General features: G+C 63.1%; 14 protein-coding genes and 1 riboswitch. Of the genes, 8 read left to right on the forward strand and 6 right to left on the reverse strand.

Annotated elements, in window-relative coordinates; genetic code table 11:
- Positions 1–76 precede the first annotated feature (76 nt).
- Positions 77–763: an HAD family hydrolase gene (locus BPHYT_RS16505; protein ID WP_012434282.1), complete on the forward strand. Its 687-nt coding sequence runs from the start codon at positions 77–79 to the stop codon at positions 761–763.
- Positions 764–1008: 245 nt separating this feature from the next.
- On the opposite strand, the gene ribB is transcribed toward BPHYT_RS16505, so the two are convergent.
- The 4 genes from ribB to BPHYT_RS16525 all read right to left on the reverse strand — a co-directional run bounded on the left by ribB (position 1009) and on the right by BPHYT_RS16525 (position 4638).
- Complete coding sequence (ribB, locus tag BPHYT_RS16510) at positions 1009–1728, reverse strand: 3,4-dihydroxy-2-butanone-4-phosphate synthase (RefSeq protein ID WP_012434283.1); 720 nt, start codon at positions 1726–1728, stop codon at positions 1009–1011.
- A 147-nt stretch (positions 1729–1875) separates the two neighbouring features.
- A riboswitch (FMN riboswitch) is annotated at positions 1876–2059 on the reverse strand.
- A 119-nt stretch (positions 2060–2178) separates the two neighbouring features.
- Positions 2179–2868, reverse strand: a complete 690-nt coding sequence (locus BPHYT_RS16515; protein ID WP_012434284.1) for a helix-turn-helix domain-containing protein — start codon at positions 2866–2868, stop codon at positions 2179–2181.
- Between the two features lie 188 nt (positions 2869–3056).
- Positions 3057–4223 (reverse strand): MFS transporter, encoded by a 1167-nt coding sequence (locus tag BPHYT_RS16520; protein WP_012434285.1) that lies wholly within the window; start codon positions 4221–4223, stop codon positions 3057–3059.
- A gap of 16 nt (positions 4224–4239) precedes the next feature.
- Complete coding sequence (locus BPHYT_RS16525; RefSeq protein WP_041759036.1) at positions 4240–4638, reverse strand: VOC family protein; 399 nt, start codon at positions 4636–4638, stop codon at positions 4240–4242.
- Positions 4639–4749: 111 nt separating this feature from the next.
- Here BPHYT_RS16525 and BPHYT_RS16530 point away from each other — a divergent pair, with 111 nt between their 5' ends.
- From BPHYT_RS16530 to lnt, 7 genes are all read left to right on the forward strand, one after another.
- Entirely contained in the window at positions 4750–5733 is a 984-nt protein-coding gene (locus BPHYT_RS16530) for a LysR family transcriptional regulator (RefSeq protein ID WP_012434287.1), read from the forward strand.
- 163 nt (positions 5734–5896) lie between these two features.
- Positions 5897–7270: a tRNA (N6-isopentenyl adenosine(37)-C2)-methylthiotransferase MiaB gene (miaB, locus tag BPHYT_RS16535; protein ID WP_012434288.1), complete on the forward strand. Its 1374-nt coding sequence runs from the start codon at positions 5897–5899 to the stop codon at positions 7268–7270.
- 46 nt (positions 7271–7316) lie between these two features.
- Positions 7317–8390 carry a PhoH family protein gene (locus tag BPHYT_RS16540; protein ID WP_012434289.1) on the forward strand — a complete coding sequence of 358 codons (1074 nt, stop codon included), beginning with the start codon at positions 7317–7319 and terminating at the stop codon, positions 8388–8390.
- Positions 8391–8437: 47 nt separating this feature from the next.
- The gene (ybeY, locus tag BPHYT_RS16545) at positions 8438–8899 is read left to right on the forward strand and encodes an rRNA maturation RNase YbeY (RefSeq protein WP_012434290.1); all 462 of its coding nucleotides are present in this window, start codon (positions 8438–8440) and stop codon (positions 8897–8899) included.
- A gap of 47 nt (positions 8900–8946) precedes the next feature.
- Complete coding sequence (locus BPHYT_RS16550; protein ID WP_012434291.1) at positions 8947–9684, forward strand: gamma-glutamylcyclotransferase; 738 nt, start codon at positions 8947–8949, stop codon at positions 9682–9684.
- 201 nt (positions 9685–9885) lie between these two features.
- Positions 9886–10779, forward strand: coding sequence for an HlyC/CorC family transporter (locus BPHYT_RS16555; RefSeq protein ID WP_041758566.1), 894 nt, complete (start codon positions 9886–9888; stop codon positions 10777–10779).
- A gap of 59 nt (positions 10780–10838) precedes the next feature.
- Positions 10839–12587 (forward strand): apolipoprotein N-acyltransferase, encoded by a 1749-nt coding sequence (gene lnt / locus BPHYT_RS16560; protein WP_012434293.1) that lies wholly within the window; start codon positions 10839–10841, stop codon positions 12585–12587.
- 140 nt (positions 12588–12727) lie between these two features.
- Here lnt and loiP read toward each other — a convergent pair whose 3' ends face one another.
- Entirely contained in the window at positions 12728–13486 is a 759-nt protein-coding gene (gene loiP / locus BPHYT_RS16565) for a metalloprotease LoiP (RefSeq protein ID WP_012434294.1), read from the reverse strand.
- A gap of 278 nt (positions 13487–13764) precedes the next feature.
- On the reverse strand, positions 13765–14379 hold the full coding sequence (locus tag BPHYT_RS16570) for a glutathione S-transferase C-terminal domain-containing protein (protein ID WP_012434295.1): 615 nt from the start codon (positions 14377–14379) through the stop codon (positions 13765–13767).
- Positions 14380–14553: the final 174 nt, after the last annotated feature.

A 14553-nucleotide genomic window follows, 5' to 3' on the forward strand; every position in this document is an offset into this window, starting at 1 on the left:
GTATCATGACGCTTTCACTTACCGCGCATGAACTTGCAATTGCCTTGCTCATGCGCTTCGCTTTCCGTTTTCAGGCATGATCGACCACCTCATCTGTGACTGCGACGGCGTGCTCGTCGACAGTGAAATCATCGCTGACCGCGTGATGCTCGAAACGCTGAGCGCCACGTTCCCCAGCCTCGACTTCGAACCCATCGTCAAGACGGCCTTTGGTCAGCAAACGTCGCGCTTTCTCGAAGGCATCGAGAAGTCGTTCGATATCACGTTGCCCGCGAATTTTTTCGAGACCATCGAACACAACGTCGAACTCGAACTGGCGGCTTCGCTCAGTCCGATCAACGGCGTGCGCGACGCGTTGCAACGCGTCACGTTGCCGGCCGCCGTCGTGTCGAACAGCCGGATGGCGCGCGTGAATGCATCGGTGCGGCGCGCGGGTTTGCAGCAGATTTTCGGCGAACGCATTTTCAGCGCGGAACCGGTGGCGCGGCCGAAGCCGTATCCCGACGTGTATCTGTTCGCCGCGAAAACGCTGGGCGTGGAGCCTTCGCGATGCGTGGTGGTGGAAGACAGCGTGGCGGGTTTGAATGCCGCGCGCGCGGCGGGCATGAAGACGATCGCGTTCGTCGGCGCGAGCCATATTCCCGATGGCTACGCGGACGCGCTGCGCAAGATGGGCATGACGCGGATCATGCAGCATATGGATGAATTGCCCGCGCTGGTTGAAGCCGGTGTACGCGGAGAATTTGGCGACGTGCAGTCGTAGGTTTTCGCGGCATCTGCAAAAACCCGCTGCATTGCCGGCATACGCAGCGAATTCGACGACATGCAACGCAGCCGTTCGCGGCAATGGAATAAGGCGGCTGGGATGCCCATGTGTGCGGCGAATTCGACAGCAGCAATCGCGGCCGTTCGCGTTAATAAGAAAAGCCGGCTGCGCGAGCCGGCTTTTTCACATCATCACTGCAAGCGAGTGCGCGCGTCGTGTCACGCGTTCGCGCTCCCCGCGCATCAAGCCTCGTCAGCCACGCATTCGCGCGCCTGCGCCAGCGTCTGACGAAACTCCACCAATTCGGCGATGGTCAGCATCGGCAGATTGTGTTGCGCGGCGAAACGCTCCACATCGGCGCCGCGCGTCATCGTGCCGTCCGGATTCATCAGTTCGCATAGCACGCCAGCCGGTTTCAGACCCGCAAGAATCGCGAGGTCCACCGTGCCTTCGGTGTGGCCGCGGCGAGCCAGCACGCCGCCGGGTTGCGCACGCAACGGGAACACGTGACCGGGACGCACGATATCGGCGGGCTTCGCCGTGTCGGCGATCGCGGCGCGAATGGTCGTCACGCGATCGAGCGCGGACACGCCGGTGGTCACGCCATCGCGCGCTTCGATTGAAATCGTGAACGCGGTGCCGTGACGGCTTTCGTTGTTGACAGCCATGGGCGGCAGTTCAAGCGCGCGGATTTTCTCGTCGGGCAAACACAGGCACACGATGCCGCTGCATTCGCGGATCAGCAACGCCATGGTTTCGACGGACAGACGCTCGGCGGACACGATCAGATCGGCTTCGTTCTCACGGTCGTGGTCGTCTTGCAGAACGACGGCGCGGCCATCGCGCATGGCTTGCAAGGCGGCGGCGATACGCGGCGGAACGGCTTCGGTGTCGAGCAGCGGGAGGTCGAGGAATGCGCTATCCGCAATCGTCGACGGAGCAGGGAAAGTAGCAAAGGTCATGATTGAAACGCTCATCGCAAAAGTTGGGCGAGAAACGTTTCAGGGCATTGCAAACAGACAAAGACGCGCCGTTGAACGCCGCGCAAAGCGACGCTCGCGCACCGCCTCGACCTGCAAGCGGCGCCACGGAAACGAACATGACTATCTGCACATCTTCTTCCATCCGGACTCTAACCGTCGGCCCTGGCTTCTCACCAGATCTGCTGACCCCACTTCAGTCTTTCCTGTTTCGAAGACCGTACGACGTGGGCGCTCGCGGGCTCGCCGGCTCACGCTTTCGCGTTGCCGGCATACCGCCGGTGGGGAATTTCGCCCCGCCCTGAAGACGCACTGATTGCCGGATCGACCGGCTAGCAAAGCATACAACAGCCGCGCCGCACGTGCAGCGCAACCCTACTGATCAGACGGAGATCTCTCGCTCGGAGCACATGCGTCCGCAAAAGATGCCGATCAAACCGGTGCGACTTCGCGCGCCGGCTCATGGTGCGCGGGCACGTCCCAGCGCGGCGGCGTCTCCGCCTTCAACGTCACGCGAAACGCGCGCGCTTCCGTGTCGCCGGGATTGCGCAGGCTATGCGGCTGGTCGGCGTCGAACACGATCGCGTCGCCGGTGGCCAGCAACTGGCGTTGATCGTGGACGCTGACTTCCAGCGTGCCTTCGCTCACCACCAGATTCACCGTCGTGCCCGGCGCGCGGCGCGTGCCGGCTTCGGTGTGCAACGGCGCAATACGCAGTTCGTGAAACTCGGCGGCGGTCGGTTCGGCGTCGGGATAAAGCGGCCGGGCCGAATAGCGGCCGTTCGAACTGACGACACGCGACGAGCGCTCCGCCGGCAAATGCTCGAAGCCGTTCGTCGCGTGACGCCGCAAGAAAGCCGCCACCGACACCTTCAACGCCGCCGCCACCTTGCACAGCACCTTGATGGACGGCACGCTGCGCGCCGATTCGATCTGCGCGAGCATGGCGCGAGAAACGCCGGACGCGCGGGCCAAAGCATCGAGCGACAGTTGCCGCTCGGCGCGCAAACGGGCGAGATTCACACCGACCAGATGTTCAAGTGCGTCGAAAGGTTCAGCGGCACGCGGCGACGTATCGGTGTCAGCCGTGGGATCGCGAACGAGCGCAAGCGGGGAATGCATGATTGCCTCCAGGAGCGCCGCCGGACGGCGGGCAAACGGTTAGTGGAAGCAAGATAGCATCGCGCCCCGCCGCGCCCAACGAAGTTATCTTCACACTGTTATCAGCATTGCGGAGGACGTTTTCCGCAATGCTTGTGCGAATTTTTCATAAGGGCATCGCGGCGGCCGGTTCACGGACCGGGGCGCGCTTACGCCCCCTGCGCCACCGTCGGCGCAGGCGCATCCATACGCGCCGCGAGCCAGGTCAGCAGCAACGCCGCCACGCTGACCGCCGCCGCCACCCAAGGCAAGGTATCGAGCGAATGGCCGTGATTGATCACCAGACCGCCAAGCCACGCGCCGCCCGCATTGCCGACGTTGAACGCACCGATATTCAGTGTCGAAGCCAGATTCGGCGCCGCGGCCGCTTTCTCGACTACGCGCATTTGCAACGGCGGCACCGTGGCGAACGCAGCAATGCCCCACACGAAGATCGTGATCGCCGCGGCCACTTGCGAATGGCTGGTGCGCGCGAAGATCGCCATCACCACCGCGAGCGCAACCAGAATGCCCATCAGCGACGGCATCAGTGCACGGTCCGCCAACTTGCCGCCGACCGTATTGCCGATCGTGAGGCCCACGCCGAACAGCACCAGAATCAGCGTGACGCCGCGCGGCGAGAAGCCGCTCACCTGCTCGAGAATTGGCGCTATGTAGGTGAACACGACGAACACGCCGCCGAAGCCGAGCACCGTCATGGCGAGCGCGGTCCAGACTTGCGGATCCTTCAACACGCGCACTTCATGACCGAGTCCGACCGGACCTGCGTCATGACGATTCGGCACCAGCGCCGTGACGCCCGCGAGCGACAGCACGCCGAACGCGCTGACGATCCAGAACGCCGCGCGCCAGCCGAACTCCTGGCCGACGAACGTGCCGAACGGCACGCCGAGCACGTTCGCCAGCGTCAGGCCGGTGAACATGAGCGCAATCGCGCTGGCGCGCTTTTCGGCCGGCACGAGCGAAGCCGCCACCACCGCGCCAATGCCGAAAAACGAGCCATGCGCGAACGACGTCACCACGCGCGCGATCATCAGCACGGAATAACTGGACGCGACCGCGCACAGCGTATTGCCCACGATGAACACGCCCATCAGCAGTTGCAGCGCCAACTTGCGCGGCATCTTGCTGGTCACCACCGCGAGCAACGGCGCGCCGACGGCGACGCCGAGCGCGTACCCGCTCACCAGCAAACCCGCCGACGGAATCGACACCGCCAGATCGCGCGCCACCTCGGGCAGCAAGCCCATGATCACGAACTCCGTCGTGCCGATGGCGAATGCGCTGATCGCCAGCGCCAGTAATGGAATGGGCATTTCTCTTCTCCAGGATTTAAATTTCAGCGTGATGCAGCGCCGTCACGAATTCGACGACGACGCCCGGCGCGAGCGCCACGAACAGTTGCGCCTGTGCCTCTTGCGGTCCCATTTGCGGCACTCGTGCGGTTCGATAATCGACACCATGTGCATGCAGGCGACCGAGCAGCGCCCGCCATTCGGCGGCACGCTCCAGCCGGAACGCGATGTGGTCGATGCGCGGCGCCGTCCTGCCGGCCGCGGCGGGCACCGTCGCGTCGATCAGATGGATCAGCGGGCGGCCGTTCGCGTAAAGCCAGTAGCCGTCAACCGAAAACGCCGGCCGTGCGCCTTGGGTCAATCCGGCCACGTCGACGAAAAAACGTCGGACCGTGTCGAGGTCGGCGGTAACGATGGTCGCGTGATCGAGCTGCATGGCGTGGGCGGTCCCAGGGTTTTCCATGAGCGCCATTGTCGAGGCTGCGCGTCAATTTGATAATTGGCGTAGCATTTGAAGCATTTTCAAATCTCATTTGAAAGCTTCGCAATGGACAACCTCGGTGACATCCGTCTGTTCGTCGAAGCGGCGCAGCAGGGCAGCCTGTCGGCGGCCGGCCGCAAGATGGGACTGACGCCGGCCGCCGCCAGCGCGCGCCTTGCCAAGCTCGAAGCCGGCCTCAAAACGCGCCTGTTCGAACGCACCACCCGTCAGCTCAGGCTCACCGACGAGGGCCGCCTGTACCTGAATTGCTGCCGTCAGGCGCTGCAATCGCTCGACGACGCCGAAGCCGCGCTGCAAGCCGGCCAAGGCGTCGTGCGCGGGAAAGTGCGGGTATCGGCGACTTCGGACTTCGGCCGTAATCTGCTGATGCACTGGCTCGACGAATTCAACGCGCTGTATCCGGAAGTGACCTTCGCGCTCACTTTGTCGGACTCGCTGGCAAATCTGGTGCAGGAGGACATCGATCTGGCGATCCGCTTCGGCGTGCCGCAGGACAGTTCGCTGGTCGCCCGCAAGCTGGCGCCGAACCGGCGCGTGCTGTGCGCGTCGCCGGACTACATCGCGCGTAAGGGCGAACCGAAAGATCCGCACGATCTGGCCAATTTCGACTGCATCGTGCTGGCCACCGCCACCGGGCTGGCGAACGAGTGGCGCTTCACGCGCGGCGACGAGGTGCAGCACTACACCGTGCCGTTCGAAACCGCCCGCGAGACCAACGACGGCGCCGTCGCCCGCGAATGGGCGCTGCGCGGCTACGGCATCGTGATCAAGTCGATGTGGGACGTGGAAGCCGACCTGCGCGCCGACGGCCTGAAGATCCTGCTGCCGGAATGGCGTTATCCGGATGCGCCGCTGCACGCGCTCTACCATCGCAACCGCTTCATGGCGCCGCGCGTGCGCGTGTTGCTGGATTTCCTGAGCGAGCGTTTCGCGCAGGTGTCGGACGAACTGGAAGGTCTGCTGGGCTTGCCGCCGGAGCGTCCGCGCCGGCAGGCGGCCGGGGAAACCGCATCGCGCGAAGGGCTATAATATTGAGCTACGCTGCAAACGTGCCCTGAAAGCAGGCCACAGCGGCAGCCCGCTGCGGCCCATGACGGTAAATAAGCGCCGCCCCGCGGCCCGCTCGCACGTTTCGCCCTCTTCACCTTTTAAACGACGCCCCCAGGTTAACCACTGCGACCGGCGAAATTCGATGACCAAGAAAGTTTATGTAAAGACCTTTGGCTGCCAGATGAACGAGTACGACTCCGACAAAATGGTCGACGTACTCGGCGCGGCTGAAGGGCTCGTCAAGACCGACACGCCGGAAGACGCGGACGTCATTCTGTTCAACACGTGCTCGGTGCGCGAAAAAGCGCAGGAAAAAGTGTTCTCCGACCTCGGCCGCGTGCGCGAGTTGAAGGAAGCGAATCCGAATCTGATCATCGGTGTGGGTGGTTGCGTTGCGAGCCAGGAAGGCGCGGCGATCGTGTCGCGCGCGCCGTACGTCGATCTGGTGTTCGGCCCGCAAACGCTGCACCGTCTGCCGCAAATGATCGACAAGCGCCGTGAAAGCGGCCGCGCGCAAGTGGACATCTCGTTCCCGGAAATCGAAAAGTTCGATCACCTGCCGCCGGCGCGCGTCGACGGCCCGAGCGCGTTCGTGTCGATCATGGAAGGCTGCAGCAAGTACTGCAGCTATTGCGTCGTGCCGTACACGCGCGGCGAAGAAGTGTCGCGTCCGCTGGATGACGTGCTGACCGAAATCGCCGGTCTCGCCGATCAAGGCGTGCGCGAAGTCACGCTGCTCGGCCAGAACGTGAACGCCTATCGCGCCGGCCTCACGCTGGGTTCGACGGAAATCGCCGACTTCGCTCAGTTGATCGAATACGTCGCGGATATTCCGGGCATCGAACGGATTCGCTACACCACGTCGCATCCGAAGGAATTCACGCAGCGCCTGATCGACACCTACGCGAAGGTGCCGAAGCTCGTCAGCCACCTGCATTTGCCGGTGCAGCACGGCTCGGATCGCATTTTGATGGCCATGAAGCGTGGCTACACGGTGCTCGAATACAAGTCCGTGATCCGCAAGCTGCGCGCAATCCGCCCTGACCTGTCGCTTTCCACGGACATGATCGTCGGCTTCCCCGGCGAGACGGAAGAAGACTTCGACAAGATGATGGCGCTCGTGCACGAGATGAAGTACGACACCAGCTTCTCGTTCATCTACAGCCCGCGTCCCGGCACGCCGGCCGCGAATCTGCACGACGACACGCCGCGCGAAGTGAAGCTCAAGCGTCTGCAACATTTGCAGGCCACCATCGAGGAAAACGTGCAGCGCATCAGCGATTCGATGGTCGGCAAGATCGAGCGCATACTGGTTGAGCGCCCGGCCCGCAAGGATCCGAACGAACTCGCCGGCCGCACCGAGAACAACCGGGTGGTGAATTTCCCGGCGCCAATCGCGTCGCACGCAAGGCTGATCGGCCAGATGGTCGACGTGAAAATCGTCAAAGCGTACCCACATTCGCTACGTGGCGAGCTCGTGCTGGTTCATGACGACGCCCCGGCCACGACCCATTAAGCGACGCAAACCCGCGTATCGAAACCGACAGGATCGACCCACCGCCTTGAAGACCACTCAGCAGCATCTGGAATTCACCGCACCGCGCGAAGACAACGCGCGGCTCGCCAACCTCTGCGGCCCGCTCGACGAGAATCTGCGCCAGATCGAGCAGGCGCTCGATGTAACGCTGCAACGCCGTGGCCACCGCATCACGATTCGCGGGCGCGGCGCGAAACTCGCGCTCACCGCGCTCGAGAAGTTCTACGACAACTCACAGAAGCCACTGTCGGTCGACGACATCCAGCTCGCGCTCGTTGAAGTGCGTCAGCCGGCACGGCATCGCGCGAACGGCAACGGCCATGGCACTCAAGCGCTGGATCCGCGCTTCCCCGGCAATCCGGACCACCCGTTCGACCAGCCCGCCGACGCCGGCGACGACGACCTCGAAGAACTCGGCCCGAAGCTGTACACGCGCCGCGCGGATCTGCGCGGCCGTACGCCGGCGCAGCGCGAGTATCTGAAGCAGATCATCTCGCACGACGTGACCTTCGGCATCGGTCCGGCCGGCACCGGCAAGACCTATCTCGCGGTCGCTTGCGCGGTAGACGCGCTCGAGCGCGACCAGGTCAAGCGCATCGTGCTGACGCGTCCTGCGGTCGAAGCAGGCGAGCGTCTCGGCTTCTTGCCGGGCGATCTGGCGCAAAAGGTCGATCCGTATTTGCGTCCTTTGTACGACGCGCTGTATGACCTGCTCGGCTTCGACAAGACCGCCAAGATGTTCGAGCGGCAGATGATCGAAATCGCGCCGCTCGCGTACATGCGCGGCCGCACGCTGAACCACGCGTTCATCATCCTCGACGAGGCGCAGAACACCACGCCCGAACAGATGAAAATGTTCCTCACGCGGATCGGTTTCGGCTCGAAGGCGGTGGTAACCGGCGACACGACCCAGGTCGACTTGCCGCGCGGCCACAAGAGCGGGCTGATCGAAGCGCAGCAGGTGCTGGCCGACGTGCGCGGCATCGCGCTTACGCGCTTTACCAGCGCTGACGTGGTGCGGCATCCGCTGGTCGCGCGAATTGTGGAGGCGTACGATGCGCATTCGCAGAAAACCGCCAGTCCGGCGGATTCGCGCTAAGCGCCCGTAGCCGCAACGAACGTAAAAACGCATCACAACGAAACCGCATGAGCCGCGCCCCGAAACTGACGTTGAATCTGCAATTCCCCGCCGCCAGGAGCTGGCCGGAACACAAGGCGCTGCTGCCGCGCGCCACCGTGGCCGGCTGGATCAAGGCGGCGCTCTTCGCGGACGGCGAACTGACCGTGCGTTTCGTCGATGCCGATGAAGGCCGCACGCTGAACCGCACCTATCGCGGCAAGGATTATTCGACCAATGTGCTGACCTTCGCCTACGCCGAATCGGAAGACGATCCGGTGACGGGCGACCTGATCCTGTGCTGTCCGGTGGTCGAGAAGGAAGCCGCCGAACAGGGCAAGCCGCTCATCGCGCACTACGCGCATCTGCTCGTCCACGGCACACTCCACGCCCAAGGCTACGACCACGAAGTCGAGGAAGAAGCCGAGGAAATGGAAGCAATCGAAACGGAAATCCTGGCCAAGCTCGGCTTTCCCGACCCTTATCAGTAGGCGTCGATCACCCCGCGTCGCCAACGTCCAGTCCGTTCAAAACCATCGTGAGCACCTCTTCTCCTGAAGCCGACACCCGAACGCCCTGCCCGGACTATCCGCCGGCGCTCGGCGAATCCCGGCTGCTGACGGACGAGGAATTGCGCGCATCGCTCGAATGCACGTTGCGCGACTGGGACCGCAAGAGCGACCTGTGGCTGTTCGGCTACGGCTCGCTGATCTGGAATCCCGGCCTGCCCACCGTCGAAGCCACCCGATCCAAGGTCCACGGCTATCACCGGGGGCTCTACCTGTGGTCGCGTGTAAATCGCGGCACGCCCGAACAGCCGGGCCTCGTGCTCGCGCTCGATCGCGGCGGTTCGTGCACCGGCATCGCATTCCGGCTCGCTGCCGAAGGCTCGATGCCGCATCTCGAAGCGCTCTGGCGCCGCGAAATGGCGATGGGTTCATACCGCCCGGCGTGGCTGCCGTGCGTGCTCGCCGACGGCCGGCGCGTCGACGCACTGGCCTTCGTCATGCGCCGCGACGTGCCGAGCTACACCGGCAAGTTGCGCGATGACATCGTCAAAACGGTGTTCGGCTGCGCGAGCGGGCGCTATGGCACCACGCTCGACTACGTTAGCCGGACAGTGCATGCGTTGCGTGAGAGCGGCATGCCCGACCGCGCACTCGAAGCGTTGCTCGAACGGTGCCGCGAGGAAAGCCGCGAGGAAAGCCGCGAAGCAAGCCGCGAAGCAAGCCGCGAAGCAAGCGTAAAAGCCGGCCAGAAAGCGGACCAGAAATAACCCCGCCGACCGGCGCTTTTTTTCCCGAAAACGCTTTTCCGCGCGTAATCAGTTAGGATTGACCCACGCCTGCCCTCACGGCGGAGCCGCTTCACCCCAGCTTCACTCATCGCCCAGCCGGGCGGGACACGGTCCTGCCATGTGCCTGGTGTATCCTTAATGCTCTGCAACAGCGCGCCCAGTCTTGCCGGGCGCACTACCATGAACGACACGTATCCCAGTCGACGCCAACTCGACAAACCGCAGGAAAAGCGCTCACTCCTCGAGCGTCTGACCGACTTCATCTCGCCCGAGCCCGACTCGCGCGCCGAACTTCTGGAAATTCTGCAGGACGCGCACGAGCGCAACCTGATCGACGCCGACTCGCTGTCGATGATCGAAGGCGTGTTCCAGGTGTCCGAACTCAGCGCGCGCGACATCATGGTGCCGCGGGCGCAAATGGACGCGATCAATATCGCGGACAATCCCGCCGAATTCATCCCGTACGTGCTGGAAAAAGCGCACTCGCGCTATCCGGTCTACGAGGGCAATCGCGACAACATCATCGGCGTGCTGCTGGCCAAAGACCTGCTGCGCTACTACGCCGAAGAAGAATTCGACGTGCGCGGCATGCTGCGCCCCGCCGTGTTCATCCCCGAATCGAAGCGCCTGAACGTGCTGCTGCACGACTTCCGTGTGAATCGCAATCACCTCGCGGTGGTGGTCGACGAATACGGCGGCGTGGCCGGCCTGATCACGATCGAAGACGTGCTGGAACAGATCGTCGGCGACATTGAAGACGAATACGATTTCGACGAGGAAAGCGGCAATATCATCGCCTCGCCGGACGGACGTTTCCGCGTGCGCGCGCTGACCGAAATCGAACAGTTCAACGAGGCCTTCGGCACGCACTATTCGGACGACGAAGTCGACACGATCGGCGGGCTCGTCACGCATCACTTCGGACGGGTGCCGCATCGTGGCGAAAAAGTCCGCCTCGACGATCTGATCTTCGAGATTCTGCGCGGCGATGCCCGCCAGATTCACATGCTGCTGGTGCGCCGCGATCCGCTCGCGGGCCAGCGCGAGCGCGAAGCGCAGCACGTGCAGACCTGATCCGGCTTTTCGATGGGTTTGTTCCCGCTTCTTCAACTCCTCACGCCGACCGCGCAACAATGGCCGACCCGATAACTTCCCGTTCGCGCCGCGGCGTGAGCGCTTCTGCCGCCCAGCAAACGCGCGGTCGCACGCTGCCGCGCTGGCATTACCTCGTCGCGCTGGCGGCGGGCGCGGCCAATACGCTCTCGTTCGCGCCGACGCCGCACGGCGGCTGGCTCGAACTCGCGATCTTCGCGTTCTTCTTCGCGTGGCTCACACGCAGCACCGGCTGGAAAAGCGCGGCGCTGACGGGCGGCGCGTTCGGCTTCGGTAATTTCGTGACCGGCGTGTGGTGGCTCTACGTCAGCATGCATTTCTACGGCGGCATGGCGGCGCCGCTCGCCGGCGCCGCCGTCGTGCTGTTCTCGCTGTATCTGGCGATTTATCCCGCGCTGGCAGCCGGCGTCTGGTCGTTCTGCGCGGGTCACGCGCGCAACGGCGCGGCCATGGACGACGACACGCCGTTCTCGCCGACCTGGCACGGCGCGCTGGCGTTCGCAAGCGCGTGGGCGATCGGCGAATGGTTGCGCGGCACCGTGTTCACAGGCTTTCCGTGGCTGGCGAGCGGTTACGCGCAAGTGGACGGTCCGTTCGCCGGCTTTGCGCCGGTGGCGGGCGTGTACGGCGTCGGCTGGATGCTGGCGCTGGTGGCCGCGCTGATCGTGCAGGCGGTGCTGGCGCTGCTCTCTTCGCGCAAAGCGGCCCGTAATGGCGGCGTCGACCTCAGCAACAGCGGCAAGAGCGCCAGAAACGGCAGCGACCGCAACACCGCCACGAAACCCGGCTTGGCGCGGGTAGCCGTGCCGGCCATCATCGCGTTGGCGCTGATCGCCGCCGGCCTGCTGCTGCCGCTCGTGCAATGGACCGTGCCGGCCAACGCGCCGCTGACCGTGCGTCTGCTGCAAGGCAATGTCAAACAGGAAATGAAGTTCGAGGAATCCGGCATGCGCGCCGCGATCGATCAGTTTCAGCAGATGATCACCTCGAAGCCGGCCGATCTGATCGTCACGCCAGAAACCGCCATCCCCGTGCTCGCGCAGCAATTGCCGGCGCCGTTCGCCTCGGCGGTGCGCAACTTCTCGGACTCGACCGGCAGCGCGATCCTGTTCGGCGCGATCGGCGGCACGATCACGCCTGAGGGCCAGGTGATCGACTATACGAACAGCCTGTTCGGTGTCACGCCCGGCACACGCGACGTGTATCGCTACGACAAGCATCACCTCGTGCCGTTCGGCGAATTCGTGCCGTGGGGCTTCCGCTGGTTCGTCAATCTGATGAGCATTCCGCTCGGCGATTTCTTCCGTGGCGCGCCGGTGCAGAAGCCATTCATGGTGCACAACCAGCCGGTCGCCGTCGACATCTGCTACGAAGACATCTTCGGCGAAGAGATCGCGCGGACCATCCGCGAAAGCGCAACACCCGCCGGCGTGCTGGTCAACTCGACCAATCTCGCGTGGTTCGGCGACACGATCGCACTCGACCAGCATTTGCAGATCGCGCGCATGCGCTCGCTGGAAACCGGCCGCCCGATGCTGCGCGCGACCAACACCGGCATGACCGCCGCGATCGACGCACATGGCAAGGTGATCGGGCGCCTGACGCCGTACACGATCGGCTCGCTCGATGTCACCGTGCAAGGCACTACGGGCAACACGCCTTACATCACGAGCGGCAATAACACCGTGCTGGCGGTTTCGTTACTGCTGCTGGCATTCGGCTTTGCGTTCGGACCGGGCATTACGCGGCGCCGCAACGGCAAACAATAAGCCGCGCGATTAAATCGCATCGATTCCGCGCGCCGCCTATTTGAATAGCGGCGCGCGAATCAAACCACCCCAAAAACACTGCAATAAAAAAACGCGCGCCGCGAAATACCGCGAGCGCGCGTTTTTAGCCCAATCAAACTTTACTGGTTCGAAGCAATACGCTGCTGAATATGCTGCGCCCGCGCCGGCGACGCCGGATGCGAACTCAACATACTCGATTTACCGCCATCCAATGCGGCGAGCTTGTTGAACGCCGTCACCAATCCCGACGGATCGAGATTTTTCTTTTTCTGCAAGTCGAACGAATAATCGTCCGCTGCGCTTTCCTGGGTTTGCGAGAATTGCGCGTTAATCAGCTTCTCGGAAAAGTCACCGAGTTGCGAACCGGACAGCGCGCCCGCCACACCACCCGCCGACGACGCCACCGAGCGCGCCGCCGAAGTCGCATACGCGACCTGCATCGCCTTCTTCGTGTGGCCGAGCGCCACGTGGCCCATTTCATGGCCGACCACGCCGCGCACTTCGTTGTCGTTCATCATGTCCATGAGACCGCTGTAGACGCGCACGCAGCCGTTCGCCATGGCCCACGCGTTGACGTCCTTGGTCATGTACACCTTGTAGTTCACCGGCGTGCCGTTGATGTTGTCGCCCAGTTGCGCGGCGATCTTGTTCAGGCGCTTCTGATAATTGCTGTTCGCGGCGGCAATCTTGTTTTCGCTGTCCAGTTGCGTGCACGACTTGTCGGTCAGAGCACGCACGTCGGTGTCGCTCAGCGTGGCAGCCTGCGTGGCCATCTGGCCGGATTTGATCAGCGCGGACGGATCGACGTTGCTGATATTCGAGCACGCTGCAAATAAGGCGCAGGCGGAAGCGGCAATGGCAAAGCGGTACGATTTCATGGTGGAAGTCTCTCTGCGATGTTATTCATTTCAGCGGCGCGCTCTTAATGCACCGCCTGTTCGCAACAGGTTGCATATCGGCAGAAAAAGAAACCGATATGTAAATTGCATAAACCTGCATGAACGCATTTACGCCCCACGACAGACAAAAAAATGCGCCTGACGGGCAGGCGCATTTTTACCACAAATGTAAGCTGTAGTTATGATTCTGGAAGCTTGAATGACACTATTTTGCAAATTTCGCGCGATGGCGGATTACCTTATTCAAAACCGCCTATTCAGTCTGACGGCACCGTATCGATGAACGACTGACGCAGCGAGAGCTTCTGGAAATGTTTGTCCAGATTCGGATACGGCTCGCGCCAGTTCAATTCCGGCATGCGGAAATCCAGATAACCCAATGCACAACCCAGCGCGATATCGGCAAGCGTGTAGTGATTGCCCGCGCACCACGTCTTGCTGCCCAGTCCCTGCCCCATCGCGATCAGGGCTTCGTCGATCTTGCGTTGCTGGCGCGCCACCCACGCGTCCACGCGCTGCTCCGGCGCGCGCTGCGTGACTTCGAGGCGAATCAGCACTGCCGCGTCCAGCACGCCGTCGGCGAGCGCTTCCCAGCAGCGAACCTCGACGCGCTCGCGTCCCGACTGCGGAATCAGCTTGCCGACCGGCGAAAGCGTATCCACGTATTCACAGATCACCCGCGAGTCGAACACCGCTTCGCCATCTTCCATCACGAGGCACGGCACCTTGCCGAGCGGATTGAAAGTGTGAATGTGGGTATCCGGCGCCCAGACATTCTCGGGCACCAGTTCGTAGTCGATCTTCTTGTCCGCCAGCACGATCCGCGCTTTACGCACGAAGGGGCTGGTGAGCGAACCGATGAGTTTCATCATTACCATCTGCCTTTATCTGAATCCGGCGAAAGTATAAGTGCTTGGCGGCGTTCACGAGCGTTCAGAAGCGTCGCGCCGACGCTTCGCGAGCCGCACTGGGGCTTGCTGTGGACGGATTGCAACAGCGCGGCGGGCGCGTCAGCCGCCGCTTCCACGAGTATCCCGCGCAAAATA

This window comes from Paraburkholderia phytofirmans PsJN (assembly GCF_000020125.1).
Taxonomy (GTDB): Bacteria; Pseudomonadota; Gammaproteobacteria; order Burkholderiales; family Burkholderiaceae; genus Paraburkholderia; species Paraburkholderia phytofirmans.

What these genes read in the sequence shown, in the direction of transcription:
- miaB (WP_012434288.1), top strand. Translation starts at nt 5,897, where the DNA reads ATGACCAAGAAAGTTTATGTAAAGACCTTTGGCTGCCAGATGAACGAG.
- ribB (WP_012434283.1), bottom strand. Translation starts at nt 1,728, where the DNA reads ATGACCTTTGCTACTTTCCCTGCTCCGTCGACGATTGCGGATAGCGCA.
- BPHYT_RS16570 (WP_012434295.1), bottom strand. Translation starts at nt 14,379, where the DNA reads ATGATGAAACTCATCGGTTCGCTCACCAGCCCCTTCGTGCGTAAAGCG.
- BPHYT_RS16520 (WP_012434285.1), bottom strand. Translation starts at nt 4,223, where the DNA reads ATGCCCATTCCATTACTGGCGCTGGCGATCAGCGCATTCGCCATCGGC.
- BPHYT_RS16505 (WP_012434282.1), top strand. Translation starts at nt 77, where the DNA reads ATGATCGACCACCTCATCTGTGACTGCGACGGCGTGCTCGTCGACAGT.
- lnt (WP_012434293.1), top strand. Translation starts at nt 10,839, where the DNA reads ATGGCCGACCCGATAACTTCCCGTTCGCGCCGCGGCGTGAGCGCTTCT.
- BPHYT_RS16525 (WP_041759036.1), bottom strand. Translation starts at nt 4,638, where the DNA reads ATGCAGCTCGATCACGCGACCATCGTTACCGCCGACCTCGACACGGTC.
- loiP (WP_012434294.1), bottom strand. Translation starts at nt 13,486, where the DNA reads ATGAAATCGTACCGCTTTGCCATTGCCGCTTCCGCCTGCGCCTTATTT.
- BPHYT_RS16555 (WP_041758566.1), top strand. Translation starts at nt 9,886, where the DNA reads ATGAACGACACGTATCCCAGTCGACGCCAACTCGACAAACCGCAGGAA.
- BPHYT_RS16530 (WP_012434287.1), top strand. Translation starts at nt 4,750, where the DNA reads ATGGACAACCTCGGTGACATCCGTCTGTTCGTCGAAGCGGCGCAGCAG.
- ybeY (WP_012434290.1), top strand. Translation starts at nt 8,438, where the DNA reads ATGAGCCGCGCCCCGAAACTGACGTTGAATCTGCAATTCCCCGCCGCC.
- BPHYT_RS16515 (WP_012434284.1), bottom strand. Translation starts at nt 2,868, where the DNA reads ATGCATTCCCCGCTTGCGCTCGTTCGCGATCCCACGGCTGACACCGAT.